The sequence below is a fragment of the Streptomyces sp. TRM70350 genome (assembly GCF_019219825.1).
Lineage (GTDB): Bacteria > Actinomycetota > Actinomycetes > Streptomycetales > Streptomycetaceae > Streptomyces.
This window is the reverse complement of record NZ_JAHUXH010000007.1, coordinates 105,743-131,564: the sequence shown is the minus strand read 5'-3', so window position 1 is coordinate 131,564 and position 25,822 is coordinate 105,743. Positions and strand designations below refer to the sequence as shown.

Here is a 25,822-nt window from a genome sequence, read left to right as displayed (position 1 = left end):
ATCTTGCGGGAACCATATGTGGGCTGCGTCACGTTCGAGTTGAATGAGTGCAAGTGAGCGAACCGACGCGCCGTTCGTGCTGACGCAGCCTGCAGGGGGTCCAGGTGAGTGCTTCCCGGCGTAGTGGGACCACGGACGAACTGGGACCGGACGAGCCCGGGCCGGACGGCCCGGAGGGCTCGGGTGGTTCGGATCTGCTTGCCGCCCTGCTGGACGGCATGGACGCGGCGTTGTGCGCCTTCGACGCCGACGGGGTCGTGACGCACTGGAACCGCGAGGCCGAGCGGATCCTCGGCTGGACGGCGGAGGAGGCGGTGGGGCGGCACGGCTTCGCCGGGTGGGCGGTGCGCAGCGCGGATGCCGAGGAGGTCGAGGGGCGGCTGATGTCCGCCATGCGTGCGCCGGGCCGCCAGGTGCACGAGTTCGCGCTGCTGACCAAGGACGGCGGGCGGGTGCTCGTACGGACCCAGTCGGCGGCCGTGCGCGGGCCGGACGGCAAGCCCGCGGGGGTGTACTGCGCGTTCAGTGAGGTGCACGCGCAGATCGATCTGGAGCGGTCGATCGCGCTGAGCGAGGCGCTGTTCGAGGACGCGAGCTGGGGTGTCGTCCTCGTGGACGTCGATCTGCGGCCCGCCGTGGTGAACGCGCACGCGGCCCGCGCGCTGGGCGTCGGGCGTACGTCGGTGCTGGGGCGGCCGCTCGGGGAGTTGCTGGCGCAGGGTGTGGAGGAGCTGGAGAGCGCGCTGACGCATGTGCTGGCGGAGGGTGCGCCGCCCGCGCCCGCCGAGATCTGGGTGAGCGTGCGTACGCCCGAGGGGGAGAAGCGGCGCTGCTGGCGCAGCGGGTTCCTGCGGCTGGCCTCGCCGCTGGCGGAGGAACCGGTTCCGCTCGGGGTGGGCTGGCTGTTCCAGGACGTGACCGAGGCCAAGCAGGGGGAGCAGGAAGCGGCACTGCTGCGGTTCCGCGGCAACCAGCTGCACCGGGCCGCCCGCGCGGCCGCCGAGTGCGAGGACCCGGCGGAGGCGGCGACCGTCCATCTGGACTTCGCGCTGGCCGGTTTCGCCGACCATGCGCTGATCGACCGGGTGGCGGGCGGCGCGCTGTCCGACGCCGAGTCCGCGGGGCCGGTCCGGTTGGTACGCGTGGCCGGTACGCCCTCGGGAGCGCCGGGGCCGAGCCTCCTCGCGGGGCAGGCCGGGCTGCCGGTGCGGTACGGCGAGGGGCATCCGGCGTTGCAGTGCGTGGAGCGGATCGGCACCGTCCGGGCGAGCGTCGGCAGTGTCCCGCCGGAGCAGGCGCGCGCGTGGGCGCTGGCCCGGCAGTGGCCGCCCGACGCGGTGCACGCGCTGTGCGCGGTGCTGCGCAGCCGGGGGCGGACGCTCGGTGTCGTGACGTTCCTGCGGGGGAGCGGGCGCGGCGCGTTCGAACGGTCGGACACGGTGTACGCCGAGGATGTGGCCGTACGCATCGCGGCGGCGCTGGATCTGGTGGGGCAGCTGGAGGGGCGCCCGGACTGACGCCGCCCTGGCGGTATGGGCTTGCTGCGGTCGGTCTGGTGCTCGTGTCGGCTGGGGTGATGTGTGCTGCGGTCGGTCTGGTGCTCGTGTCGGCTGGGGTGATGTGTGCTGCGGTCGGTCTGGTGCTCGTGTCGGCTGAGGTGATGTGTGCCTCGGCCGACCTGGTTCCCGCCCCGGCCGGGCTGATGCGTGCTTCGGCCGGTCTGCGTCGCTTCGGCTGGTCTTGTGTCCGTCCGGTGGGGGTGGCGCTCGCGTTCGTCGGGTTGATGTGTGTTTCGGCTGGTCCTGTGCCCGCCCTGCCGGGGCGGCGCCCGCGCCAGCCGGACGGATCCCGTTCCCGCGACGGCAGATCCCGATCCGTGAGGGCAGGTTCCCGCCCCCGCCCAGCCCGACGGCCCCCGCGCCCCGCCCGACGGCTCCCGCCCCTGCCACCGCCCTCAGTGCCGGTAAAAGATCCGGTCCCCGTACTGCTCCAGCACCCGCCGGTTCCAGTCGTGCCCGCCGTCCACGTTCCCCGAGCGCAGCAGCGGGGGCTCGATGCCGCGGTCGGCCAGGGTGACGGCCGCCGTGGCCATGACCGCCTGGAGGGCGGCGGCAGTCACGACCGTGGAGGCGGGGGCGAAGGGGGCGGGGACGGAGTCGTGGGTGAGTTCCGCGTCGCCGACCGCGATCTTCGAGTCGAGGACGATGTCGCAGTGGTCCTTCAGATACGTCCCGGAGACATGCCGTGACGTCGTCTCCGTGGCGTACGCCACCGAGGTCACGCCGATCACCCGCACGCCGAGGGCGCGGGCGCTGATCGCCATCTCCACGGGGAGGGCGTTGCGGCCGGACAGGGAGATGATCACCAGGGCGTCGCCCGCGCGCAGCGGCGAGGAGTCGAGGACGGCGGCGGCGAGGCCGTCGACCCGCTCCAGGGCGGAGCCGAGTGTCGCGGGCATCACATCGACGCCGACGACCCCGGGCACGGCGAGGAGGTTCATCAGCGCGAGCCCGCCGGCGCGGTAGACGACGTCCTGCGCGGCGAGCGAGGAGTGCCCGGCGCCGAAGGCGAACAGCCGGCCCCCGCAGGCGACGGTGTCGGCGAGGAGCGCACCGGCGGCCGCGATGGCCTCGGCCTCCTCCTCACGGACGCGCTGCAGCAGACCGATCGCGGCATCGAGGTACTGGTCGGCCGGCGTGCTGTCGCCCATCTGAGCTCCTTCGCTCCGCTTGACGCACTGTGTCGCGGATCACCGTGCGGTCTGGACCAGTGGGATGTCAATACGGACGTCCAGCAGGCGGCCCCGCCCCGGTTTCGGCGGCGAGGCACGGTTGTCGGTGGTATCCGGCAGAATTGAAGCCAGGGCCAGCGCACGCGCCGGAGAGCGGTCGAGCCTCCGGCAGAGCTAATCAAGGGGCACGTATGTCCGGACTGATCGACACCACGGAGATGTATCTCCGCACCATCCTCGAACTGGAAGAGGAAGGTGTGGTCCCCATGCGTGCCCGCATCGCCGAGCGGCTCGACCAGAGCGGGCCGACGGTGAGCCAGACGGTGGCGCGGATGGAGCGCGACGGCCTGGTGTCCGTGGCCAGCGACCGGCACCTGGAGCTCACCGACGAGGGCCGCCGCCTGGCGACCCGCGTGATGCGCAAGCACCGCCTCGCCGAGTGTCTGCTCGTCGACGTGATCGGCCTGGAGTGGGAGCAGGTGCACGCCGAGGCCTGCCGCTGGGAGCACGTGATGAGCGAGGCCGTGGAGCGCCGGGTCCTGGAGCTGCTGCGCCACCCCACCGAGTCGCCGTACGGCAACCCGATCCCGGGCCTGGAGGAGCTGGGCGAGAAGGACGGCGCCGACCCGTTCCTGGACGAGGGCATGGTCTCGCTGGCCGACCTCGACCCGGGCGTGGAGGGCAAGACGGTCGTCGTGCGCCGGATCGGCGAGCCGATCCAGACGGACGCGCAGCTGATGTACACGCTGCGCCGGGCGGGTGTGCAGCCCGGTTCGGTGGTGAGCGTGACGGAGTCGGCCGGCGGTGTGCTGGTGGGCAGCGGCGGCGAGGCGGCCGAGTTGGAGGCGGACGTCGCCTCCCATGTGTTCGTCGCCAAGCGCTGAGCCTGCGGCTCGTTCGTCGATCGCGTCGAATCCTGGACTCGGTGGGCCGAATCGCAGCGCCCGGACGTCTGACGTGCCAGGCTGTCGCGCGAGGCAGAGGGCCTGAGCAGCGGGCCCGAGGCAGCGGGCCTGAGGGGGCGGGGTGGGGATGTGCCGTAGTCGAGTGGAGAGCCCCGGCGCCGTGCGGCGCCGGGGCCTGTCCTCCCCTGTGCTGACCCGGAGCCCCGAGCTCTCAGGGTCATCCCCCTCGGACCGTTTTCCCCGAGCGGTCCGCCTCCCGCTGAAGATCTCCCCTGGGGGACCGGGATCATTCCTGGAGCGGCGTCACTCAAACGAGGGGTGTTGCCCGCAGAAAGCCCATTCTCGAATGCCCATTCGATAGTCTGCGAGGGCGGAACCGGTTCCGGAAGCAGGACCGTAGGGCGAGAGCACGGCTAGCACAGGTACGAGCGGGTCCGAGCGAAGCTTGGGGGGTGCCGGCACGAATGGCGCGACGCATCGACGTGACCGGGGCGGGCGGCGTACGACTCGCGGCCTGGGAGTTCGGCGACCCGCCCAAGACCGACCCCGACCAGACCGACCCCGCCCACGCCGACCCCGACCCGGCGACGGCAGACCCCGATCGCGACCCCGCCCCCGACCCGTCACCCGGCGTGCTGTTACTGCACGGCCTGATGGGCCGCGCCTCCCACTGGGCCTCCACCGCCCGCTGGCTCTCCGAGCGCCACCGCGCCGTGGCGCTCGACCAGCGCGGCCACGGCCAGAGCGAGAAGCCCCCGCAGGCCGCGTACACCCGTGAGGCCTACGTCGACGACGCCGAGGCCGCCCTGGAACAGCTCGGCCTCGCCCCCGCCGTGCTGATCGGCCACGCCATGGGCGCGCTGACCGCCTGGCAGCTCGCCGCCAAACGCCCCGACCTGGTCCGCGGCCTGGTCATCTGTGACATGCGGGCCTCCGCCCTCGGCGCCGCCTCGCAGCGCGAGTGGGCCGACTGGTTCAACTCCTGGCCCGTCCCTTTCGCCACCCTGGCCGACGTACGCAAGTGGTTCGGCGAGGACGACCCCCGGGTGGAGCGGCCGAATCCGGCCCGTGGCACGTTCTACGCCGAGGTGATGCACGAGTCGCCCGACGGCTGGCGGCCCGTCTTCGACATCGAGCAGATGCTGAAGTCCCGCGAGACCTGGGTGTACGACGCCCACTGGGACGAGCTGGCCCAGGTCCGGTGCCCCGCCCTGGTCGTCCGCGGCCTCGACGGCGAACTCGGCCGGGCCGAGGCCCAGGAGATGGTCCGCGTGCTGCCCCGCGGTGAGTACGCGGAGGTCGCCGACGCCGGTCATCTCGTCCACTACGACCAGCCGGAGGCGTGGCGCGCGGCGATCGAGCCGTTTCTGGAGGCGGCGTTCGGCGAGTGACGACTCGCGTCTCACTTCCCCGTCGCCGTCAGGAACGCCACCGCCCCGGCCGTGACCAGCAGCACCGCGAGCAGACACCAGCGCCGGGCCGTGCGCAGGGCCGCACGGACCTGCCAGACGTGGGTCATGGCGAGCAGCCAGCGCACATACGGGTCGGTGCGGCCGACGTTGGCGCGGGCCCGGGCGAGGTGATGCCGAAGCAGTTCTCTTCGCCGCGGGTCGGGCTCGGCGGCGATCGCCCGCTGGATGTTCGCGGCGACGGCGCGGTGCCGCAGCAGGTCGTCCACGCCGGTCGCGGCGGAGCCGAAGAAGTCGGCGGGCGCGGCGTCGATCAGCTCGCGCAGGCCGCGTACGGCCGGGTCGGCGAGCGTGGCCGTCGTGGTCACCGGCGGCTCCAGCACCCGGCTGACCTGCCAGATGGCGAGGCAGACCCCGGCCAGCGCGAGCAGCAGGGCGGCGCCGGCGACCAGCGCGTCCCCGAGCCCGTGCACCCTGCCGACGGCGACCAGCGGACCCACCCCGATCAACGCCGCTCCGACCGCCCCGAACGCGGCGATCATCCACCGCGCCGCCGCCCGCAGCTCGGGCACGGCGTCGAGAGGTGAGGGCAGCGCGTCGAACGGGGTCGCCGGGCCACTGTCGGGAGGCGGCGGCACGCTCACGACGTACCGCCGTCTCCGCCCGGGGCGTCCCCCCTGCTCACCGCGTTCGGAGGCGCCCCCTCATCGTCCGGTACGTCCGGATAGGCCACCCAATCCACCCCGTCGAAGAACTCCAGCGAGCCGTCCGGCCCGAGCCGTACGTCGTTGAGTCGCGGTTCCTCCACTCCAGGCCCTCCCTCCACGCTTCTCTCAACCCAGCCTTCCCTCAATCCCGTCGAGGCACCGCAGCACGGCCCCCACCACCGCCCGCTGCGTCGGCTCCCGCAACCGCCCCGCGAGCCCCGGATCCCGGCGAGGATCTCCTCCAGCACCGGGGCCAGCGCCCGCAGGACGGGGTCGGTGTGGAAACCGTCGAGGTCGGCGCGGTTGGCGTCGTCGGTTCCCCGGTGACCGGCGGCCGTGGCGACGAAGTTGCCCAGGGCGAGCCCGAGATGCATCGCGGGCCACAGCTCGGCCGCCACGTCCTCCTCGCCGCGCAGCGCCCCAAGAGCACGGCGGGCCACGGCGGCGTCCAGCGGCCCCAGTCCGGCCGTCACACCCGGGTCACGCTCCCCGTCGAGGACCCGCCGCAGTACGTCCGTCAGCGCGGCGAACCGCGGCGCCATGCCCCCGTATCGGGCCAGGTGCTGACGCAGCTTCACCCGCGCGGCCGTGTTGCCGCGCTCGCCGGAGACGAGGGCGGCGATCGCGGGCTCCCACGCCATGCCCCACACCGCCCCCGCCAGTGCCCCGCCTTCCGCCTCCCCGCGCGCCTTGCGCACCAGCTCCGCCAGCGCCTCCCGCACCCGGCCGCTGTCGGGCACCAGCCGGTCGAGCAGCCGCCCCAGGTCCACCCCGGGAACCTGCCCCACGCGCGCGTACAGCGCGTCCGGATCATCGGGCAGCCGAGCATCCGCCCCGAACTCCCGCAGATCGCCCGCGACCGCGCCCAGGGCGTGGGCGGTCCGGCCGCCGCCGGTGAGGACGCCCAGCAGCGCCCCGGCCAGGTGGTGGGCGACCGCGCCGGAGCCGTCGCGCGCGTGGGAGTGCAGGTAGGTGCCGAAGTTGGCGTGACTGATGGCGATCGTCGCGGGGACGCCCGCGCGATAGGCGTACCGCAGACAGTCCCGCCCCCGGGCGAGCGCCATTTCGCCGCGCCCGCGCGCGTCCGCCACGGTGGCGAGCGCCCCGAACACCTCGCCCAGGTGCAGGTCGTCGGCGGCCGCCTCGAAGACCTCCCGGCACTCCTCCAGCAGCGCCGACGCCTCCTGGGTACGGCCGAGCCGCAGCAGGGGCATGTACGCCGGGAAGCGGGCCTGGGCGAGTTCGGCGGCCGGTGCGCCACGGCCCGCCAAGGACGCGCACAGCTCGGCGTGGTACTCCAGCGCCCGCCGCCATTCCTCGGCGTCCACCGCGGCCCGCTGCGCGGTGTCGCACAGCTCCTCCCAGACCTCCCACCACAGCACGCCCTCCGCGCCGACCCGCTCCCGGGGCACCTCCCTCATCCGCCGCAGCAGGACGGCGGCCTCGGCCACCACCCGGCCGGACTCGCCCCGTTCGACCAGCACATGCAGCCGGTGCACCTCGCCCAGCAGCCGCGTCCACACCCCGAGCCCGGACTCGCGCGCGTGCGCGATCTCGGCGTCGGCGAACGCGAGCGCGTCGTCCAGTCGCCCGGTGCGCAGACACAGCCCCGCCAGCGAACCGGCCGCCAGGGCGGCCGCCGTGTGGTCACCGCGCTCCAGCGCCTCGGCCAGGGCCGTCCGCGCCTGCCGTTCGGCCGCCGCCGGGTCGGTCGCCCACAGCACCTCGGCCAGCGCGCCGCGCGGCGGTGGGGCGCCGGTGCCGGAGGCGGCGAGGGCGGCGAGCCGCCGCAGCACGGGCAGCACCCGGGCCCGGGTCGCCCGGCTGCCGTCCCGGCGCAGCACGGCCTGCAACAGCGCCTCGGCCCCCTGCCACATCCGCAGCCGGATCAGATACGGCGCCGCCGACAGCCCCGCGCGCGCGAGGACCGGCCCGGCGAGATGGGCGCCCTCCGCGTCGGTGCCCTCCCGTGTCCAGGCCATCTCGAAGACCCGCACCCAGTACCCGGACATCCGCGTGTCCACCAGCTGCCGGAACGTCTCTCCGGCGCGCGCCCGCCCCTCGGCGGCGACGGCGGCCTGAATGTCGTACGACTCCCGCGGCCCGTTCGGCATCGACGCGGACCGCCGGGTGAGCAGCCCGCACGTCACGAGGGTGTCGAGGAGCGGGTCGAGGGGCTCGTCGGGGTGGCCGAGACCGGCGCGCAGTCCGGGCCAGTTGTGGTCGAGGGCCGGGCGGGTGCGGTCGGGCTCCTCCAGGCAGCACAGGACGTGGAAGAGGTCGCGCGGGGCGGGCGCCAGGGCGTCGGCGATACCGTCCGCCCAGGCACGCAGCACGCGCGCGTAGTCACCGTCTCGCGCGGTGGTGCGGTCGGCCGTGAAGAAGCCCTCGGGCACCCCGCCGGCCTCCGCCCAGGCGCGCCCGGCGGACCCCAGCAGCGCGGTGAGCCGCGCCGGGTCGGCTGCCTGGCCGTCGGCGAGTTCGAGCAGCTTGGGGTGGCCCTGGGTGACGTCCAGCAGGCCGGTGAGATGGCGGCGGGCGGCGCCCGGGGTCATGCCGGGGGCGCGGCCGTCGGCGAGGCGGGCGAGGTGGGGAAGCTCGCGGACAAGCAGCAGGGCCTCGTCCGGGTTCAGCAGGTCGACCGGTTCCGTCGGCACCCGGGGGCCCGGGCCGGGCGGGCGCACCCGGCCGGTCAGGATCAGCCGCCCGGGCCCGGAATGCCCGGACAGCGCGGCGAGCAGGGCCCCCCATCGCTCGTCGCGCCACGTGCCGGACGGGGTGAGGAGGCCGTCGAGGTGATCCACGACGAGCAGCAGCCGGCGACGTTGCAGACACCGGGTGACGGCGGCCGTGAACTCCTCGAACCGCCCGTCCGCCACCTCCAGCCCCGACGCCACCGCCAACTCCGCGAGCACCGCCCCCGCGTCCGTCTCCACCCGCTCCGGCACCTTGAACCAGACGACCTCGTCGAAGGCATGCGCATGTGTCGCCACCAACTCCCGCGCACAGGCCGTCTTGCCGACGCCGGGCATGCCTTGCAGCAGTACGCCGCACAGGCCACTGCGCGGGCCGAGGGCGGCGCCCGCTCGCGCCATGAGAGGGACACGGCCCACGAAGTGGTCGGGGAGGGGCGGGAGTTGGGGGGCGTCGACGTGCGGTGCGCGCCGGGGCGGCGCCGCTTGCCTCAGCCCGGCCGCCCGTGCCCCGAACAACGCCGGTGTCCCCGCCTCCAGCGCCGACTCCCCCTCCGACAGCACCCCACCGAGCGCCTGCGGCAGCGGCAGGCCCTCGATGATCAGCCGCCGGTACAGTCCCTCCGCCAGCGCGATCGCGAACCGGTCCGCCACGGGGTACCGCATCGCCAGCACCGCACACCCCAGCCGCGCGACCAGCTCACCGGCCAGCGCGCCCACCACGTCCGGGGGAGCCCCCTCGTCCACCGGAACCCCGGTCGTCGGCAGCCCCAGCGCCCGCCGCTGCTCCCGTACCGTCAGCGCCCCCGACCAGCACGCCGACACCGTCACCAGCGACACCCCGCGCGCCACCGCCAGGAGCGCCCCCAGCTCCTCCGCCCGGATCCGGTCCATCCCACCGGCCCCGGTCTCCAGCAGCAGCTCACCGGGCGCCCCGTGCCCGGACACGTGGAGGACGTCCCACCCTTCGGCCAGCACCTCCCGCAGCCGCTCCCGCGTCACCCCGTACTGCAGCGTCCGCACCTCGACATCCCGCCCGGCACCGGCGAACAGCCGGGTCAGCGCCAGCCGCTCCCGGCGCAGGTTCAGCGCCCGGCTCCCCTCCGGCTGGCTGAACAGCGCCAGCACCCGCACCGGCCGCCCCACGGCCACCGGTTCAGGTGCGTCGTACGCGTCCCCCACCTGCATCACCAGGGACACGCCCCGCAGAGCGAGGGGCCGCCCGTCGACGTGGGCGAGTTCCAGCGGTACGTACAGCAGTCGCCGTGCCTCGGGCACATCCGGCGGGACCACGACCCGTACGACCACCGGGGCGGCCGCCCGCAGCACATCGGCGAGGGGACCGAGGATCTCCGCGCCGATCCACGCCCCCACCTCCCGCACGATCTCCCGCTCCCGTTCCACCCGCTGGTCGGGCGCGGCATGCCGCCGCACATGCCCGGGGATGTCGAGGAAGGCCTCGTACGGCGCGCAGCCGCGGTCGAGGCGCACCTCGTGCCGGGCCAGTACGCGCCCGCCGTCCGGCTCGATCAGCTCCCAGCGCCACCGGTCGAGGCCCGCGAAGTCCCTCACCTCAAGGCGCAGTTCCGCCACCTCAGGCCCCCTCGCCGCTCAGATGCCGAGCGTCCTGCGCAGGTGGCGGATCCGCTCCACCGCCCCCTGGACGGAGCCGTACGCGGGGTGTGTGCGGGGCAACGCGCGCAGGGCCCGCTCGTACATCGCCTGCGCCTCGGCGGCGTGCCGGACCTGCCCGCTCTGCACGAGCCCGAGCAGTGCCCCGCCGAGGTTGACCAGCCGCACCGGGTGCATCGGATCGTGGGCCGGGGTGTGGTCGAGCGCGGCACGGGCATGGCGTACGGCCTCGTCCAGCGTGGCCGGGTCGGGGAACTTCTGCGCCCGGCGGAGCAGCGCGTTGGCGAGGTTGGACTCCTGTCCGGCGTGCTCGGGGTGGTCGGGCGGGAGGAGGTCGAGGCAGCCGCGGTAGAGGGCGATGGCCTCGTCGATGTCCTGCGGCCGCCCGCCCCGTGCGAAGGCCTCCTGCAGTGAGGTGGCCAGCGAGGACATGTGCCGCCCCAGCTCGGGGTCGCCGGGCGGCGAGGCGTCGACGGCCTCGCGCCCGTACGCCACCGACCTCTCCAGCAGCCGTGCGTCCCGCTCCCGCTCCCAGCGCAGCCGGTACAGCATGCACAGCGCGGAGAGAGCGGCGGCGTGGTGCGGATCGTCGGGCGGACAGCGGTCCTTGGCCTGTTCCGCCGCCTGGATCGCGCGGCGCAGCAGGCCCGGGTCGCCGGTCTGCCCGTAGGCCAGCCGCAGTTCGTCGGCGGTGCCCAGCGGATCGTCGTCACCGGGCCGCTCTCCCCTGGACCTGCCGAACCATCTGGCCACTCGCGCCCCCAACGCCGACTGCCGTCTCCGGATCGTAAGCGCAAAGACCCGGCGGACAACAGGAGTTGGGCGCCTGTGCCCGCTCAGCCCTTGCTGACCGCCGTCAGGATCTCGGGCAGTCGTTGAGCGGTGCGTGGTGCTGCCAGTCGTAGGCCCAGGTAGGTGAGGGCCGCGCCGTACGCCGCCCCCACCGGCAGCAGCAGCCGGCTCCACGTGTCCCCGTCCGCGCTGGTGTTGAGGAGGATGGTCAGGACGATGACGGGCGCGCACAGCAGGGCCGCGGCCACCATCCCGCCGAAGATCGCGATCCAGGCCAGCCCGACCTGGCCGGGGGCCACGTTCTTGTAGCCCTCCTGGGGGATGGAGTACGGGAAGCGTGCCGAGGTCCAGGCCCCGGTCGCCAGCATCGCGCCCAGCAGCGCGAACGACAGCCCCAGCGCCTCCGGCAGCCTGGGCCAGTCGCCGAGCATCGCCGTGGTCAGGACGGTGACGAGCGTGGCGTACGGCAGGGTGATCACCAGCAGGGCGAACGCACGCGCGCGGAGTTCGACGTACGCGTCCCGGGTGGACGAGATGGTCATCGCGACCATCCAGAACGCGGACGTGTCCTGCCCGAACTGGTTGTACATCAGGATGCCGAGCATGCCCGCGGCGAAGCAGGCGAAGTAGATCGATCCGGTGCCCTGCAACGCGTTGAACACCGGCACGATCAGCCCGATGGCCAGCGAGGTCACCCAGGCCGCCTTGGTCTTCGGATCGCGCCACACATACCGCAGGCTGCGCTCCATCGCCGTCCCCGTCCGCCCGCCGGGCAGCAGCCGGGCCATCCCGGTCGACGACCGGTCGCGTACGGCCGTTTCGGACATGGTGGGGAGCGTCGACTCGTCCGGCGAGGTCATCAGCCGGTTCAGATGCCGCGCCCACACCACGACCAGTGCCGCCAGGGCCAGCGCGGTGAGCGCGAGTTGGGCGACGGCGATGCCGTACGACCCCTCGCTCGCCGCGTCCACCGCCCCGAGCGCCGAGGCGGGCGGCACCCAGCGCAGCACGTCCGCCGCCGGTTCCAGCTGCCCCAGCCCGGCCGAACCGAGCCGCTGCGCCCCGAAGTGGACCACCTGCGCGCCGACCGCGATGACGAGCCCGCTCAGCACCGCCAGATCGCGCCCCTTGCGGCTGGTCAGCAGCCGGATGTTGGCGGTGGCGACGGCGCGCGCGAGGGCCACGCAGACCAGCAGCGCCAGGACGACGGCGACGACTCCGACGACGTACGCCGCCGCCCCGCGTGCCACCGCGATCACCGAACCGGTCAGCATGCACACCGTGAACAGCGGCCCTGTCCCCACCAGCGAGGCCGCGAGCAGCGCCCGCACGAGTGGTTGGGGCCGCAGGGGAAGCATCACCAGGCGGGTCGGGTCGAGCGTCTCGTCGCCGCCGGGGAAGAACAGCGGCATCACCGCCCAGCCCAGCGCCAGTACGGCCACCAGCACCACGATCACGGCGTCGGCGTGCGCGTTGCCGCGCAGCAGGATCAGGCCGAGCAGCTGCAGCGCGGCGAAGAGCAGGGTGATGACCGCGGAGGCGATGTAGGCGGCGCGCCGCCCGGCGGACTGCCGCAGGCCGTTGCGCAACAGCGACAGCTTCAGCTGTACGAGGGTTGTGGTCGCGCTCGTCATCGGGTGCCGCCGCCGAGCCAGTCCAGGTCGGAGCCGGTGTCACGGTCGTGTGCGCCGACGAGTTCGAGGAAGGCCCGCTGCAGCGTGGGGGAGGCGCCGCGGACCTCGGCGAGCGGGCCGTGGGCGCGGATCCGGCCGGCGGCCATCACGGCTACCCAGTCGCACAGGGACTCGACCAGCTCCATCACATGGGAGGAGAAGACGACGGTGGCGCCGGACGCGGTGTACCGCTCCAGCACGCGCCGGATGGTCTGCGCGGACACCGGGTCGACTCCCTCGAACGGCTCGTCGAGGAACAGCACCTCGGGGTTGTGCAGCAGCGCGGCGGCGAGCCCGATCTTCTTGCGCATGCCGGTCGAGTAGTCGACGACCAGCTTGTGCTGCGCACCGGCCAGATCGAGGACGTCCAGCAGCTGGGTGGCCCGCTTGTCGACCTCGGCGCCGGGCAGGCCGCGCAGTCGGCCCGTGTACGCCAGCAACTCCCGCCCCGACAGCCGCTCGAACAGCCTGAGGCCCTCCGGCAGCACCCCGATCCGGGCCTTGACCTCCACGGGGTCCCGCCACACGTCGTGCCCGACGATCTCCACGGTCCCCTGATCGGGCCGCAGCAGCCCGGTCACCATCGACAGCGTGGTGGTCTTCCCGGCCCCGTTGGGCCCGACCAGCCCGATGAACCGGCCTGCGGGCAGCTCCAGATCGATCCCGGCGACGGCGACGTGTTCCCCGAACCGTTTCCAGAGCCCCTGTATGCGTACGGCTGCTGTCCCCACCCGTGCTCCCTCGTTCATGGGAGCACCCTAAGGGGAGCCGGGTCACGGTGGACTGGTCAGCGGTCCCGTCCGCAGGCGTACGCGAGGGGTGAGATCAGCTCCTCGGCGTCCGGCAGCCAGCGGTTGGCGGGGGTGGGGCGGCAGGCCCACTGGACGGCGCCGCGGGAGCCGTAGCGGGTGGGGGGCGCGGCGACGTAACTGCCCTCACCGAGCGCGACCAGGTCGAGCGATCCGAGCGACCAGCCCAGCTTGCGCACCAGGTCGGGGACCTTCACCGAGGCGCCCGGCAGCACGAAGAACTGCATCCGCCGGTCCGGGGTCAACGTCACCGGCCCCAGCGTCAGCTCCATCCGCTCCATCCGGGCCAGCGCCAGAAACCCGGCGGTCTCCGGCACGGAGATCGCGTCGAACGTCCGCCCCGTCGGCAGCAGGATCGACGCGTTCGGCTGCTTCTGCCACATCCGCCGCGCGACCGTCGCGCTGCCGGTCGCCTGCGTCGCCCAGTCCGGCCGCGCGGGATGCGCCCCCGGCGCACCGCACGCGGCGTCGCCGCAGGAGCAGCGCTGCACCCCGTCGACGGCTTCCAGCCAGGTCCCGGGGAACACGTCCCAGTGGCGTTCCTCGGCGTAGCGAACGGCGGTATCCAGCAGCGATTCCCCGCGCTGCTTCGGAATCTGTGCGGCTTGGGTGGCCGGGATCGTCTCTTCCACGTTCCACTCAACTCCCAGCCCAACCGGGGGTTACGGCCGGACCGCGCGCGGGGGAGGAGCATCGATTCGGCACCCGGGGCGCATGGGTGCATGTGTGGGGGCGCGCAGGAGGATCCGCGGCGGGAGCTGGGTAGCCAGGTGTGGGGTCGGGCAACCGCCCTTACCCCGGCAAGCCTCGCAAGCCTCGCATTTTCGGTATGTCCGCGGGGCATTGATCTTCACGGCCGGAATTCCTCGCTCCCGCAGGGGGCCGGGGGCTCCCGGTCGTGGAAGACACAACAACTCGGTGCGTGGGCAGGCACCGCAGCCTCAGGTAGGTGAGCCGAAGGGCGCGCCGGTGTCGAGAGGGCGAACGCGCGCAAGCCCGAAGGGCTGAGCACGATCGTCCTCTCGACACCGGCACCAAGCGCCCGTAGGCGAACCGCCAGAAAGCAGGGGGTACGCCATGGCCGCAAGGCCTCTCGTCGCGCGGCAGCCGAACGAACGGCTGCAGGCGCTCATCCAGGAAGCGGGTTGTTCGAACGCCGGGCTGGCCCGCCGGGTCAACATGTGCGGCGCCGAGCACGGTCTCGACCTGCGTTACGACAAGACGTCCGTGGCCCGCTGGCTGCGCGGACAGCAGCCGCGCGGACGCGCGCCGGCGATCATCGCCGAGGCGCTCGGCCGCAAACTCGGCCGTACGGTCACGATCGACGAGATCGGCATGGCCAACGGCAAGAACCTCGCCTCGGGGGTCGGCCTCCAGTTCTCGCCGACGGTACTGGGAGCCATCGAGCAGGTCTGCGAGCTGTGGCGCAGTGACGTGGGGCGCCGGGACTTCCTGTCCGGTTCGTCCGTCGCGGCCTCCGCGCTGGTCGAGCCGAGCCGCGACTGGCTGATCTCCGCGCCCGACGCGCAGGTGGCGCGCTCGGCGGGCCCGCGCGTGGGCCAGTCGGACGTGGCGGCCGTGCGGGCGATGACCCAGGCGCTGGTCGACCTGGACCACCAGTACGGCAGCGGGCATGTGCGCCCGGTCGTCGTGCACTACCTCAACAGCGTCGTCTCGGGGCTGCTGGCCGGGTCGTACCGGGAGGCCGTCGGGCGGGAACTGTTCGCGTCCGTGGCGCGGTTGACCGAGCTCGCCGGGTACATGGCCATCGACACCGGGCAGCCGGGCCTCGCCCAGCGCTACTACATCCAGGCGCTGCGCCTCGCACAGGCCGCCGGTGACCGCGGCTACGGCGGCTATGTGCTCGCCGCGTCCATGAGCCACCTGGCCGCGCAGCTCGGAAACCCCCGGGAGATCGCCCAGTTGGCGCGGGCGGCGCAGGAAGGGGCGAAGGGGCGTGTGACCCCGCGCGCGGAGGCCATGTTCCACGCGGCCGAGGCACGCGGGCACGCCCTGATGGGCGACGCGCGCGCCGCCCAGGCGGCGGCCGGGCGCGCGGTGACCGCCATGGAGCACGCGGACGACGCCTCCGGCGACGACCCGGCGTGGATCGCCCACTTCGACGAGGCCTACCTCGCCGATGAACTGGCCCACTGCCACCGCGACCTCGGCCAGGCGGAGGCGGCGGCGCGCTGCGCGCAGGAGTCCCTCGACGGCCACCCCGAGTCCCGTGCGCGCAGGCGCGCCATCGGCTATGTGCTGCTCGCCACGGCACAGGTGCAGCAGCGCGAGATCGAACAGGCCTGTCACACGGGGCTGAAGGCGGTGGAACTCCTGGAGACCCTCCGCTCCAACCGGGGCGCCGAGTACCTGGAGGACTTCCAGCAGCGGCTGGAGCCGTTCCAGGGGGAGTCCGTGGTAAGGGAGTTCGGGGCACGGCTGGACCTCCAGGCGGCCGCGTGAAATATGGCCCGCGCGTGCGTGAACGTGCGGGAAACGAGGGCTGGGGGAGCAGGAGGTGACATAAACAGCGTGCCGCGGGCCGGTTTTGTTACGGCGGTCACAGGGCAGAAGGTCAGGTTTCCGTGCTGCGTGGCAACGGGCTCGGGGGACCCGGTAGCGTGAGCCGACGATTCCGATGGTCCCCCATTCGTAGGAGTCCCGGTGACGCAGAGTGGACAGGGCGAGGAGCCCTCGGCGCGGCCCGCGCGCGAAGGCATCGTGCTGCCCTCCGACGGTGGCGAACCGCTGCTGCCGGGCATGACGGGCGGACCCGCCCACCCTCCCGTCGGCCACGGTGACCGGCCCGGCGGCCCCGCCCCGGCCTCGGCCCCGCCCGGCGGCCAGGCCTGGGACCGGCCGTGGGGCCCCGACCAGCACCAGGCTCCGGCCCCGCCGCCGGATCAGGACTGGCAGACGCCGCACGCCGAGCAGTGGGGCTCGCAGCAGCAGTCGGCTCCTTGGGGCGCGCAGGACCAGCCGGGGCCGCTCCCGCCGGAGGGGGCGCCCGGGCAGTCGTACGGGGGTGGCGCACACGGGTCGTACGGGGCGTACGGCACGCCGGGTCAGGGCGCGCCCCTGCCCGCGCCGGGGACCTCGGCGCCGCTGCCGTCTGCTGGGCACGGGGGGCCGGGTGCGTCGCTGCCGTCTGCCGGGCATGGGGTGTCGGGCGGGTCGCTGCCGCCTGCCGGGCACGGTTCGGCGAGTATGCCGTTGCCGTCGGCCGACGACGGGGCCACCCAGTACATTCCGCCGGTCGCGGCCGCGTCCGGCGACGAGGGGGTCACGCAGTACCTTCCGCCGGTCGGGGGCGCTCCGTACCACAGCCCGGGCGCGTCCGGGAGCGAGGGCGCGACCCAGTACATCCCGCCCGTCGCGGGTGGGCCCGGCGACGAGGGTGCCACTCAGTACCTGCCGCCTGTGGCCGCCTCCCCCTCCCCCGACGAGGGGGCCACTCAGTACATCCCGCCGGTCGGGCCCGGGGCCCTGCCGCCCGAGATGCCGTACGGGGGGCCTGCGGACCGGCCCGCCGAGACGACGACCTACCTCGGGCAGACCCGGGAGGGCGGCGCGGCGGCCGGGCCGTCGCCCGCTGCCTCCGGGGCCGACGCCGAGGCCACGCAGTACATCCCGCCCGTGTCGGGGCAGGGCGCGTACGGAGACCGGCAGCCGCCCGCCGAGTTCGACAACCTCTTCCGCGGCGGGTCCGGCGGCGCGGGCGGCGAGGCCGGGGCCACCCAGCACATGCCCCGCTACCAGGAGCCGCAGGGCGCCGGGCACGCCGCCGCGCAGCCCTCGTACGACGGGCCCGGCCCGGCTCAGGGGCGGCGGGCCTCCCGGGACGGCGGGGGCCGTACCCGCTCGAAGGTGCCGCTCATCGCGGCCTGCGGGATCGGTATCGCCGTCGTCGGCATAGGCGCCGGCGCGCTGCTCGCCGGTGAGGGCGGCGGTGAGCAGGACGACAACGCCAAGACCGTCTCCGCCACGGCCCCCGCGACCACCGAGACGTCCGCCTCGCCGTCCGCCGACCCGGCCGAGCAGCAGGCCATCGCCCTGGACAAGCTGCTCGCCGACAGCGGCGACAGCCGGGCCACGGTGATCAGCGCCGTCGAAGACGTGAAGTCCTGCGGCAACCTCGCCCAGGCCGCCAAGGATCTGCGCGGCGCGGCCGAGCAGCGCAAAAACCTGGTCACCCAGCTGTCCGGGCTCACCGTCGACAAGCTGCCCGACCACGCCGCGCTGACCGCCGCGCTCAACAAGGCCTGGAAGGCCTCCGCGGCCGCCGACAACCACTACGCCGCCTGGGCCGACCAGGTCGCCGGGCAGAAGGGCAAGCTCTGCAAGAAGGGACAGGCCCGCGCCACCGGCCAGACCGCCGCCGGGAACCGGGAGAGCGGCATCGCCACCGCGCAGAAGGCCGAGGCCGCCAAGCTGTGGAACGCGATCGCCCGGACGTACGGCCTGACCGAGCGCCGGCCGACCCAGCTGTGAGGCCCGGGCCGATCACTCTTCGTGGTCGGCGCCCTGCAGGGTCTTCGTCACATCGATGGCGCCCTGGCGTGCCGCCACCAGCTGGCCGTCCTTCACCACCTGCAGGGTCACGTCGGTGTTGACCAGGCGCGGGAAGCCGACGGAGGCCAGCACGTCCTGGAACTGCCAGCGCAGGGTCGGGGTGAGCCCGCCGGTGGTGACCTTGAAACCGTCGTCCAGGGTGCGCCGTACCGTGTCGGAGGACACCTCGCCGTCGCCGAGCGACTTCACCACGGCCTCCAGGACGGTGTAGGCGATCCAGGTGGTCTGCACGCCCGCGTCCGCCGGGTCGATGCGGGTGTCGGTGAAGGCCTGCTCGCGGATGACCTTCTTCATAGGGTCCCAGCGCTGGTCGGTCTCCACCGGGTACCAGCCGGTGATGTACGCCCCTTCGTACGGGCTGGACGCGCCGCCGGTGAAGTCGATGACCGTCTGGTCGACGCTGCCGAGCACGGTGCCCAGGCGCACCTCGGGGTAGTCCCCGCGGGCGCGCCGGAAGGAGTCCATGAAGGTGTTGGTGCGGTCGCCGAGCGCCGGCACCACACAGCCCGTCTGCGCCGGATCGGCGGTGGCCCGGTTCAGGGCCTGCTCGGACTGCGCGGAGTACTCGGTGGCGTCCTCCGCCGCGCGCAGATCGGTCACGTCCCGGTGACCGCCCGTCTCAAGGCCCGCATTGAGCAGGTTGGGAAGTTCGTCACCCGCGATGGTGTCCGGCCGGATCAGCGCGACCGGGCCGCAGTTGGGCGCGAGCTGCCTGCCGAGGCCGGCCAGCAGCGCGGGCTGGCCGCCATTGACCGGGTAGGACAGCGGGCTGGTGAACTCGGCGTTCGTGATGCCGTAGCCACCTATGTACGGGATGCCCGCGCCCTCCAGGATCGGGAAGAACGTGTCGGCGAACTGACTGTAGGAGCCGACGACCGCGGTGACCTTCTCCTTGACCGCGCGGCGGGCACACTTCGCGGCGTTCACGCCGTCGTTGCGGTCGTTGCAGATGATGACCTTGAGCCGGCGGCCGTTGATGCCACCGTCCGCGTTGACGTGGCGGGCGTAGGCGAGGGCCAGGGCCGGCATGCCGGGCTTGTTCGTGGCGTTGGTGTCCTGCGGGGCCCAGGTCATGACGGTGATCGGGTCATCCCCGGCGCCCCCCGTGAAGCCGGGGACGACCCCGCATCCGACGGTGAGCGACGCGCACGCCGCCAGGGCGCCTGCCTTGCGCAGGGCTCTGACGGGCCTGGTGAGGGCGGGGAGGAATGCGCTGCGGGTGCGTCGCCTGCCGGTCATGGACCCGCACGATTCCGTCACATCGCTAACCCTTGAGTGATCCTTGGTCAACGGCCGGTGACGTCCGGGTGAATTGCGGGGTCCGGTGAACGGCGCGTGGCGAGGAACGTACGATCGATGACCGTGCAAGGTGTGCAAGGTGTACAAGGTTCGGCGAACTCTTCCCGTCGCGGGCATCGCTCATCCACGATGGGTGCCATGCCACTGAACGACATGCCGTGGTGGCGCTGGCGCAGCAATGTGCGCTCCGCGCTGCACATGCTCTCCGATCCGGTGTTCCAGCGGGACGTCTGGCTGGCGGGCGTCGAGGGGTACGGGGACGTCACCGACGCCGTGTACCGGTTGGTCGAGGACACCTGGCTGGATCACTGGTCCGCCGAGAAGTACGTCGGGACGATATTCCGGGACTCGCAGGAGGCGGCACTGGTGGACACCGCGGTGCTGCGGGTGCTGCGGATCATGCACCAGGTGGGGCCGGACGCGCCGGTGTCCTCCTACGTGGAGCATCCGGCGTGGCCGGAGGCGGTGCGGGCGGCTCGGGACGCGCATGTGCGGATGGCTGTGAGCGACGGGGACGATCCGGACGGGGCGCCCCGGACGCTTGAGGTGCTGCGGATATTGACGCGGTCGGCCTAGTTCTGCGTGGTCGGCTGACGTTTTGGGTGCTCAGGTCCGTGTGGGACCCTGTGCTGCATGAACGAGCAGTCCACCAGCCGAGCCGCGGCCGTGCCGGCCGATCAGTACGTTCTCACTCTGTCGTGCCCGGACAAGCAGGGCATCGTGCATGCCGTGTCGAGCTATCTGTTCATGACCGGGTGCAACATCGAGGACAGTCAGCAGTTCGGTGACCATGACACGGGACTGTTCTTCATGCGGGTCCACTTCTCGGCGGAGGCGCCGGTGACGGTGGAGAAGCTGCGGGCCAGCTTTGCGGCGATCGGCGACTCGTTCCAGATGGAGTGGCAGATCAACCGGGCCGACGAGAAGATGCGCATTCTGCTGATGGTCAGCAAGTTCGGGCACTGTCTGAACGATCTGCTGTTCCGGGCGCGGATCGGGGCGCTGCCGGTGGAGATCGTCGGTGTGGTGTCCAACCACACCGACTTCGCTGAGCTGGTGGGGTCTTACGGGATCCCGTTCCACCACATTCCTGTGACGAAGGACACCAAGCCGGAGGCTGAGGCTCGGCTGCTGGAGATCGTGCGGGAGGAGGGGGTGGAGCTGGTGGTGCTGGCTCGGTACATGCAGGTGCTGTCGGATGATCTGTGCAAGCAGCTGAGCGGGCGGATCATCAATATCCACCACTCGTTCCTGCCGAGCTTCAAGGGGGCGAAGCCGTATCACCAGGCGCATGCGCGGGGTGTGAAGCTGATCGGGGCGACGGCGCACTATGTCACGGCGGATCTGGATGAGGGGCCGATCATCGAGCAGGAGGTCGAGCGGGTGGGGCACGGTGTCACCCCGGATCAGCTGGTCGGGATCGGGCGGGATGTGGAGTGCCAGGCGTTGGCTCGGGCCGTGAAGTGGCACGCTGAGCGGCGGATTCTGTTGAACGGGCGGCGGACGGTCGTCTTCGCGTAAGTGGGGCGTCATGCCTGCGGTGGCCTGTGGCTGTGGGTGCGTGGTTGCGGTAGCGCCTGGTGCCGGGTGGTGGGTCGGGGCCGCGCCGGGGTGTCCGTCCTCGGAACGGCGCGGAATCGGTCTCTGACCGACTCGCCCGTGTTGACGCGCCAACCGCTGCGGGCGGACACCCCCCGACACGTCCCCTTCCGTGCGTGCGCGAGTGCGGATGCACCTGGCTGCGGGCCGTCGTGTCGCCTGGGGTGGCACGGGTGGGCGCGGGCGGCAGCCCGTCGCGCCGGGCTGCGCCACGTCCCGGGCTCGGTTGCGATGCCGGGGGACGGTTACATGCGGCTCAGGGACGCCGTTGCGAACAGGACGTCTCTGATGGCCTCTCGGTCGCCCAGTTGGCCTGTGGCCGCTTCGTCGGGGGAGACGTGGCCCGCGGCCAGGCGGCAGAACTCGACGCCGTCCAGGGCCACGTGGGCCACCTCGTGGTCGGCGGAGCCGATGGCCGCGGGGGAGTCCAGGGGGATCAGCCACTCGCCGCCGCCCGAGCCCTCGATTTCCAGGCGGAGGGTGCGGCCGGGCTTGCCGGCGGGGACCAGGTGGCGGAGGGTGTGCGCGGGGGACGCCAGGCCCGCGCGGCGGCGTTCCGCGAGGGTAGTGGGGAGCAGGCGGGCCGCCAGGTCGATCATGCGGTTGAGGTGGCGCGCCGACGGGGGGTCGTAGGGGTAGTCCACCGCTTCCGCGATGTCCTCCGCGTGCACCCAGCACTCGAAGGCCCGGTCGATCATCGCGTCGTGCAGGGGCAGCTCGCAGTCGCCGTACGGTACGCCCCGCTTGCCCGCGCTGCCGCCGGTGAAGGACACCGTGCGGACGATGCCGTGGCTCTGCTCGCGCCAGGGGGCCCGGACGGTGCGGGTCGGTGGGAAGTGGGAGGCCTGCCAGTACGCCTCCGTGCGGCCCGTGGGCGTCGGCGGGTCGGCGTCGGTGTCGCCGAGGGGGTCGTCCAGGCCGAGGGCGAGGGCGATCAGGCCGTCGACGGCGAGGAGGTGGGCGATGACGCCGGCGACGGTCGTGCGGCGGCTGGTCGGCTTGGTGCCGTCGAACCAGCGCAGCCGTACGGGCGCGTGCCACTCGGCGTCGCCGAAGTCCTGCAGGAGGGCGTCGAGGCGGGCGCTCTCGGCGTCGTAGGGCATGGCCCACTCGGGGACCGGGATGCGGGGTGGGCGCCGGTCGAGGCAGGACTCCAGGACGCGGGTGCGCAGGCCGGGGTCGAGGTCGAGGCTGTCGGGGCGCTGCAGCAGGCCGACCGCCTCGCGGAGCCGGCGGGCCTCGTCGGCGCAGCTTCCGCACGTGCCCAGGTGGTCCTCGACCGCCGTCGTCTCCTCGGGGGAGCAGGCGGCCAGCGCCCAGGCGCCCAGCAGGGACTTCAGCACGCGGTGTTCGAGGGGTGGGGGAGCCGGGTGGAGGGTGGGCAGGGGGAGGCCCGTGTCCTCGACCGAGGTCCTTGGTGTGGGGATGCGGGGCTGGGTGTGCTCCTGCTCCTCGTGGTCGTCGTGCGGGTCGGGGTGGTCCGGGTCGGTCACACCGCACCTCCGTATCCGGGCGGTGTGCCGGCGTCGTGGGCCGTGGTGAGGAGTTGCAGGCCCAGGCGGAGGCGGCGGCGTGCCTCGTCCTCGGTGATGCCGAGGTCGGTGGCGGTCTGGCGGTAGTCGCGGCGCTGGAAGTAGGCCCGCTCCAGGGCGGCGCGCAACGGGGCCGGCATGGACTGGACGATGTAGTCGGCGCGGGCGGCGACCGAGGCGTGGCGGACCTTGCGTTCCAGTTCCTCGGAGGAGCCGTGGCCGGATTCGGTGAGGGCGGCGGTCTCGGTGGCGCGCAGGCGTTGCACGGCCAGGCGGTGGGTGAGGGCGGCGACCCAGGAGCGGAGGGGGCCCTGTTTGGGGTCGTAGGCGTCGGGGTGTTCCCAGATGTGGACGAAGACCTCGTGGGTGATGCCGTCGGCGGCCCGCTCGTCGCCGAGGACGCGGTGGGCCAGGCCGTGGACGAGGGAGGCGAAACGGTCGTAGAGCTCGCCCAGGGCGGCCGCCTCACCGCGTGCGAGTCGCTGCTGCATCTTGCGGTCCCAGCGGGGCGGTGCGTCCTTCTTCGCCATGCTGCCCCCTCCCGGCGTCCAGCCTGCGTCCATCGCCGCCTCGAATGTAGTCGGCACGTCTGACAACGCACGCCCCTTTGTGGCAATGCGCGCCCCTCGACGAAGCGCAGGTGGTAAGGCCTTCCGGCTGCGCCTACCCAGCGTGCGCAAGACCAGGCCTGATCGAATCGGATCGAATGCGACTGAATCAAGCCTTTTTTGTTCGGGCTCCGTTTCTGGCAGGGTGTTTCAGGGAACGGCCGCTGGGCAGCCGCGCCGCAAGGAAGCGTAGGAACTGATTCCGTTTCCGGGCGGTTCCGGCTGTTTCCCGCGCGTTCCGGCGACGAAGGGCATGGTGGTGGCGTTCAAAGTGACCGGCGGTGAGCAGGGCGCATGGGCCGTGCTCCAGGTGTCGGGCGAGCTGGATCTGGTGACGTCGCCGGTGCTGCGTCAGCGGGTGCACGACGCGGTGGCCGAGGGCCGCCACAGTCTCGTCCTCGACCTCTCCGAGGTCTGGTTCTGCGACTCCAGCGGTGTGGGTGTGCTGATCGCGGCCCGTCGGCTGCTGCGCTCCTGTCAGGGGCGGCTGCGGCTGATACTCCCGGCGCAGGGCGCGGCCGACGGCTCGCACGTCAACCGCGTGCTCGGCGCGCTCGGCGTACGGCGGTTGTTCGACGTGCACGCCGATCTGCCGTCCGCGACCTCCGACGACGCCAGTCCCCTGTCGGCGTGAAGGGGTCTGCCACACCGTTGTTCCAAAATTCCCCCGGTCTTGGCACAACCGTCGTTTTCCCGCTCGTGAACCGCCCCCCGCGTCGTACGCTCCCTGGCGAGATACACCCCGACGTGACGTGAGGCGGCCTGAAAAGACATGGTCAGCAGCGAGTACGAGCGCAGGATCGCGGCCCGGTTCGCCACCTTCGACCAGGACGGCAACGGCTACATCGACCGCGAGGACTTCAGCGGCGCGGCCAAGGCGCTGCTCGCGGAGTTCGGCACGGCGTCCCGCTCCGACAAGGGGCAGGCGCTGTACGGCGGCGCGGAGGCCTTCTGGCAGGGCATGGCCGGGATAGCGGACCGGGACGGTGACCAGCGCATCACCCGGGAGGAGTTCGTCACCGGCGCGGTCAAGCGGCTGCGCGACAACCCCGACCGGTTCGCCGAGATCGCCCGCCCCTTCCTGCACGCCGCCCTCGCCGTCGCCGACCCGGACGGCGACGGCGCGGCCACGGTCGAGGACCTCGCGCGCGTGCTGCAGGTGCTCGGCGTGTCCGAGGACATCGCGCGGGCCGCGGCCGCCACGCTCGACGCCGACGGCGACGGCAAGGTGAGCGAGGCGGAGATCATCCCCGCGTTCGCCCGCTACTTCACCGTCCCCGAGTAGCCGAGAAACGCTCCCTGAGCTTGTACTTGAGCACCTTGCGCAGGGTGTCGTTGCGCGGAAGGGCGTCGACCACCTCCAGCTGCTCCGGCAGCTTGTGGACCGAGAGTCCTTCCGCGCGCAGGTACGCCGTCACCGCCTCCAGTGTCAGGGGGGCGGCCTCCGAGGGCTGTTCGACGACCGCGCAGACCCGTTCCCCGCGATCGGCGTCCGGCAGGCCGATCACCGCGACGTCCGCGACCGCCGGATGCCGGTGCAGCAGGTCCTCGATCTCCTTGGCGGAGATGTTCTCCCCCTTGCGGATGATCACGTCCTTGAGGCGGCCGGTGAGGACCAGGTGCCCGCTCTCGGTGAGCTGCCCGAGGTCGCCGGTGCGCAGGAAGCCGTTCTCGTCGAAGGCCTCCGCCGTCTGCGCCGGGTCCAGATAACCCCGGCAGACGGCCTCCCCGCGCAGCCGCACCTCTCCGTCGACGATCCGTATCTCCATGCCCTCAGGCGGCCGTCCCTCGGTCGTCGCCAGGTTCTCGGGCGTGTCGTCCGGCGTCCCCATGGTGATCATCGGCACCTCGGTCATGCCGTACCCGTGGGTGAGCTGGACGCCCATCTCGCGGACGACGGCGTGGTAGACCTCCGGCGGCTTGGCCGCCCCGCCGCCCGCGAGCAGCCGCAGGGTCGGTACGACGGGGACTCCCGGCTGTTTGCGCTGCTCGGCCAGGAACATCGAGTAGAACGCCGTCGAACCGCCGGCGATCGTCACCCTCCGCGCTCGGTACGCCGCCAGCGCGTCCGGCAGCGCGAACTGCTCGACCAGCAGCGCCGGGAAGCCGTACAGCAGCAGCATCACCGTGTAGTCGGGGCCGCCTATGTGGGCGTACGGGAAGGCGATCGACCCCACGTCGTCGGCCGTGGGGCGCAGGGCGTGCGCCAGGCAGGAGCCGCCCGCGATCAGGGAACGGTCGGTGTGCAGGACGCCCTTGGGCTCGGAGGTCGTGCCGGAGGTCCAGTAGATCCAGCGCACGTCGGTGCCCCGCGCGGGCGGCGCGGGCAGCACCGAGGGGTCGCCGTCGGGCAGGCCGTCGTACGCCTCGAAGACCCCCTTCGCGCCGAGTCGGCGGGCCATGCCGGTGTGGTCGAAGCCCCGCCAGGTGCCCGGTACGGCGAAGTACTCGGCGCCCGACTCGCGCAGCGCGAAGCCGACCTCGCGGTCCCGCAGGAACGGGATGAGCGGGGTCTGTACGGCGCCCAGGCGGGCCAGCGCGAAGGACAGCACCGCCGTCTCGATACGGGTGGGCAGCTGCCAGGCGACGACCGTGCCGGGGCGCACGCCCATGCCGTAGAGGCCGGAGGCGGTCCGTTCGGCGCGCTCGCGCAGGGCGCCGAAGGTGAGGGTGCGGTCGTCCTGGAGGAGGACGGGGCGGTCGGGGGTGCGGTCGGCGCGGCGGTGGAGCAGTTCCCACAGCGTGCGGGAGGAGCTCAGGGAGTGCGGGGTCTCTTTCACGTGTGCCCCCTGCTTGGCTGACGGGTCGTCAGGTAAGATGCTATCTGACGCACCATCAGATAAATACTGTTCGGCGAGGGG

20 protein-coding genes are annotated in these 25,822 nt (G+C 73.0%); 9 read left to right on the top strand and 11 right to left on the bottom strand.

Annotation, left to right across the window (positions count from 1 at the left end):
- Positions 1–104 precede the first annotated feature (104 nt).
- Positions 105–1,517 carry a PAS domain-containing protein gene (locus KWI83_RS13805; RefSeq protein ID WP_218514646.1) on the top strand — a complete coding sequence of 471 codons (1,413 nt, stop codon included), beginning with the start codon at positions 105–107 and terminating at the stop codon, positions 1,515–1,517.
- 437 nt (positions 1,518–1,954) lie between these two features.
- Here KWI83_RS13805 and KWI83_RS13800 read toward each other — a convergent pair whose 3' ends face one another.
- Entirely contained in the window at positions 1,955–2,710 is a 756-nt protein-coding gene (locus KWI83_RS13800; RefSeq protein ID WP_218514645.1) for an SIS domain-containing protein, read from the bottom strand.
- Positions 2,711–2,922: 212 nt separating this feature from the next.
- On the opposite strand from KWI83_RS13800, the gene KWI83_RS13795 reads away from it, so the two are divergent.
- Both KWI83_RS13795 and KWI83_RS13790 read left to right on the top strand, forming a co-directional pair.
- Positions 2,923–3,615 (top strand): metal-dependent transcriptional regulator, encoded by a 693-nt coding sequence (locus tag KWI83_RS13795; protein WP_004000347.1) that lies wholly within the window; start codon positions 2,923–2,925, stop codon positions 3,613–3,615.
- A 485-nt stretch (positions 3,616–4,100) separates the two neighbouring features.
- Entirely contained in the window at positions 4,101–5,027 is a 927-nt protein-coding gene (locus tag KWI83_RS13790; RefSeq protein WP_218514644.1) for an alpha/beta fold hydrolase, read from the top strand.
- 11 nt (positions 5,028–5,038) lie between these two features.
- Here the strand turns inward: KWI83_RS13790 and KWI83_RS13785 are convergent, their stop codons facing one another.
- The 6 genes from KWI83_RS13785 to KWI83_RS13760 all read right to left on the bottom strand — a co-directional run bounded on the left by KWI83_RS13785 (position 5,039) and on the right by KWI83_RS13760 (position 13,983).
- Entirely contained in the window at positions 5,039–5,683 is a 645-nt protein-coding gene (locus KWI83_RS13785; protein ID WP_308122053.1) for a hypothetical protein, read from the bottom strand.
- 2 nt (positions 5,684–5,685) lie between these two features.
- Complete coding sequence (locus KWI83_RS13780; protein ID WP_218514643.1) at positions 5,686–10,038, bottom strand: CHAT domain-containing protein; 4,353 nt, start codon at positions 10,036–10,038, stop codon at positions 5,686–5,688.
- Between the two features lie 18 nt (positions 10,039–10,056).
- Positions 10,057–10,830 (bottom strand): hypothetical protein, encoded by a 774-nt coding sequence (locus tag KWI83_RS13775; RefSeq protein ID WP_218514642.1) that lies wholly within the window; start codon positions 10,828–10,830, stop codon positions 10,057–10,059.
- Positions 10,831–10,913: 83 nt separating this feature from the next.
- Positions 10,914–12,503, bottom strand: coding sequence for a transporter (locus tag KWI83_RS13770; RefSeq protein ID WP_218514641.1), 1,590 nt, complete (start codon positions 12,501–12,503; stop codon positions 10,914–10,916).
- Positions 12,500–13,291 carry an ABC transporter ATP-binding protein gene (locus tag KWI83_RS13765; RefSeq protein WP_218514640.1) on the bottom strand — a complete coding sequence of 264 codons (792 nt, stop codon included), beginning with the start codon at positions 13,289–13,291 and terminating at the stop codon, positions 12,500–12,502. The genes KWI83_RS13770 and KWI83_RS13765 overlap by 4 nt, the downstream gene beginning before the upstream one ends.
- Positions 13,292–13,329: 38 nt before the next feature.
- Positions 13,330–13,983 (bottom strand): bifunctional DNA primase/polymerase, encoded by a 654-nt coding sequence (locus tag KWI83_RS13760; RefSeq protein ID WP_218514639.1) that lies wholly within the window; start codon positions 13,981–13,983, stop codon positions 13,330–13,332.
- Between the two features lie 445 nt (positions 13,984–14,428).
- On the opposite strand from KWI83_RS13760, the gene KWI83_RS13755 reads away from it, so the two are divergent.
- Both KWI83_RS13755 and KWI83_RS13750 read left to right on the top strand, forming a co-directional pair.
- Entirely contained in the window at positions 14,429–15,814 is a 1,386-nt protein-coding gene (locus tag KWI83_RS13755; RefSeq protein WP_218514638.1) for a transcriptional regulator, read from the top strand.
- A gap of 201 nt (positions 15,815–16,015) precedes the next feature.
- Entirely contained in the window at positions 16,016–17,842 is a 1,827-nt protein-coding gene (locus tag KWI83_RS13750) for a hypothetical protein (RefSeq protein WP_218514637.1), read from the top strand.
- A 12-nt stretch (positions 17,843–17,854) separates the two neighbouring features.
- Here KWI83_RS13750 and KWI83_RS13745 read toward each other — a convergent pair whose 3' ends face one another.
- A complete protein-coding gene (locus KWI83_RS13745) occupies positions 17,855–19,162 on the bottom strand; it encodes an ABC transporter substrate-binding protein (protein ID WP_218514636.1) in 1,308 nt (435 codons plus the stop codon).
- A 117-nt stretch (positions 19,163–19,279) separates the two neighbouring features.
- Between KWI83_RS13745 and KWI83_RS13740 the strand changes: the two genes are divergently transcribed.
- Positions 19,280–19,798: a hypothetical protein gene (locus KWI83_RS13740; protein ID WP_218514635.1), complete on the top strand. Its 519-nt coding sequence runs from the start codon at positions 19,280–19,282 to the stop codon at positions 19,796–19,798.
- 57 nt (positions 19,799–19,855) lie between these two features.
- On the top strand, positions 19,856–20,743 hold the full coding sequence (gene purU / locus KWI83_RS13735; RefSeq protein ID WP_218514634.1) for a formyltetrahydrofolate deformylase: 888 nt from the start codon (positions 19,856–19,858) through the stop codon (positions 20,741–20,743).
- Between the two features lie 323 nt (positions 20,744–21,066).
- On the opposite strand, the gene KWI83_RS13730 is transcribed toward purU, so the two are convergent.
- Positions 21,067–22,314 (bottom strand): zf-HC2 domain-containing protein, encoded by a 1,248-nt coding sequence (locus KWI83_RS13730; RefSeq protein WP_308122052.1) that lies wholly within the window; start codon positions 22,312–22,314, stop codon positions 21,067–21,069.
- Positions 22,311–22,883, bottom strand: a complete 573-nt coding sequence (locus KWI83_RS13725) for a sigma-70 family RNA polymerase sigma factor (RefSeq protein ID WP_218514633.1) — start codon at positions 22,881–22,883, stop codon at positions 22,311–22,313. Before KWI83_RS13725 ends, KWI83_RS13730 begins: the two co-directional genes overlap by 4 nt.
- Before the next feature lie 331 nt (positions 22,884–23,214).
- On the opposite strand from KWI83_RS13725, the gene KWI83_RS13720 reads away from it, so the two are divergent.
- Both KWI83_RS13720 and KWI83_RS13715 read left to right on the top strand, forming a co-directional pair.
- Complete coding sequence (locus KWI83_RS13720) at positions 23,215–23,595, top strand: STAS domain-containing protein (protein ID WP_218514632.1); 381 nt, start codon at positions 23,215–23,217, stop codon at positions 23,593–23,595.
- Between the two features lie 138 nt (positions 23,596–23,733).
- Complete coding sequence (locus tag KWI83_RS13715; RefSeq protein ID WP_180685794.1) at positions 23,734–24,246, top strand: EF-hand domain-containing protein; 513 nt, start codon at positions 23,734–23,736, stop codon at positions 24,244–24,246.
- On the opposite strand, the gene KWI83_RS13710 is transcribed toward KWI83_RS13715, so the two are convergent.
- Positions 24,230–25,741, bottom strand: a complete 1,512-nt coding sequence (locus KWI83_RS13710; protein WP_218514631.1) for a class I adenylate-forming enzyme family protein — start codon at positions 25,739–25,741, stop codon at positions 24,230–24,232. The two genes, KWI83_RS13715 and KWI83_RS13710, sit on opposite strands and share 17 nt — an antisense overlap.
- Positions 25,742–25,822: the final 81 nt, after the last annotated feature.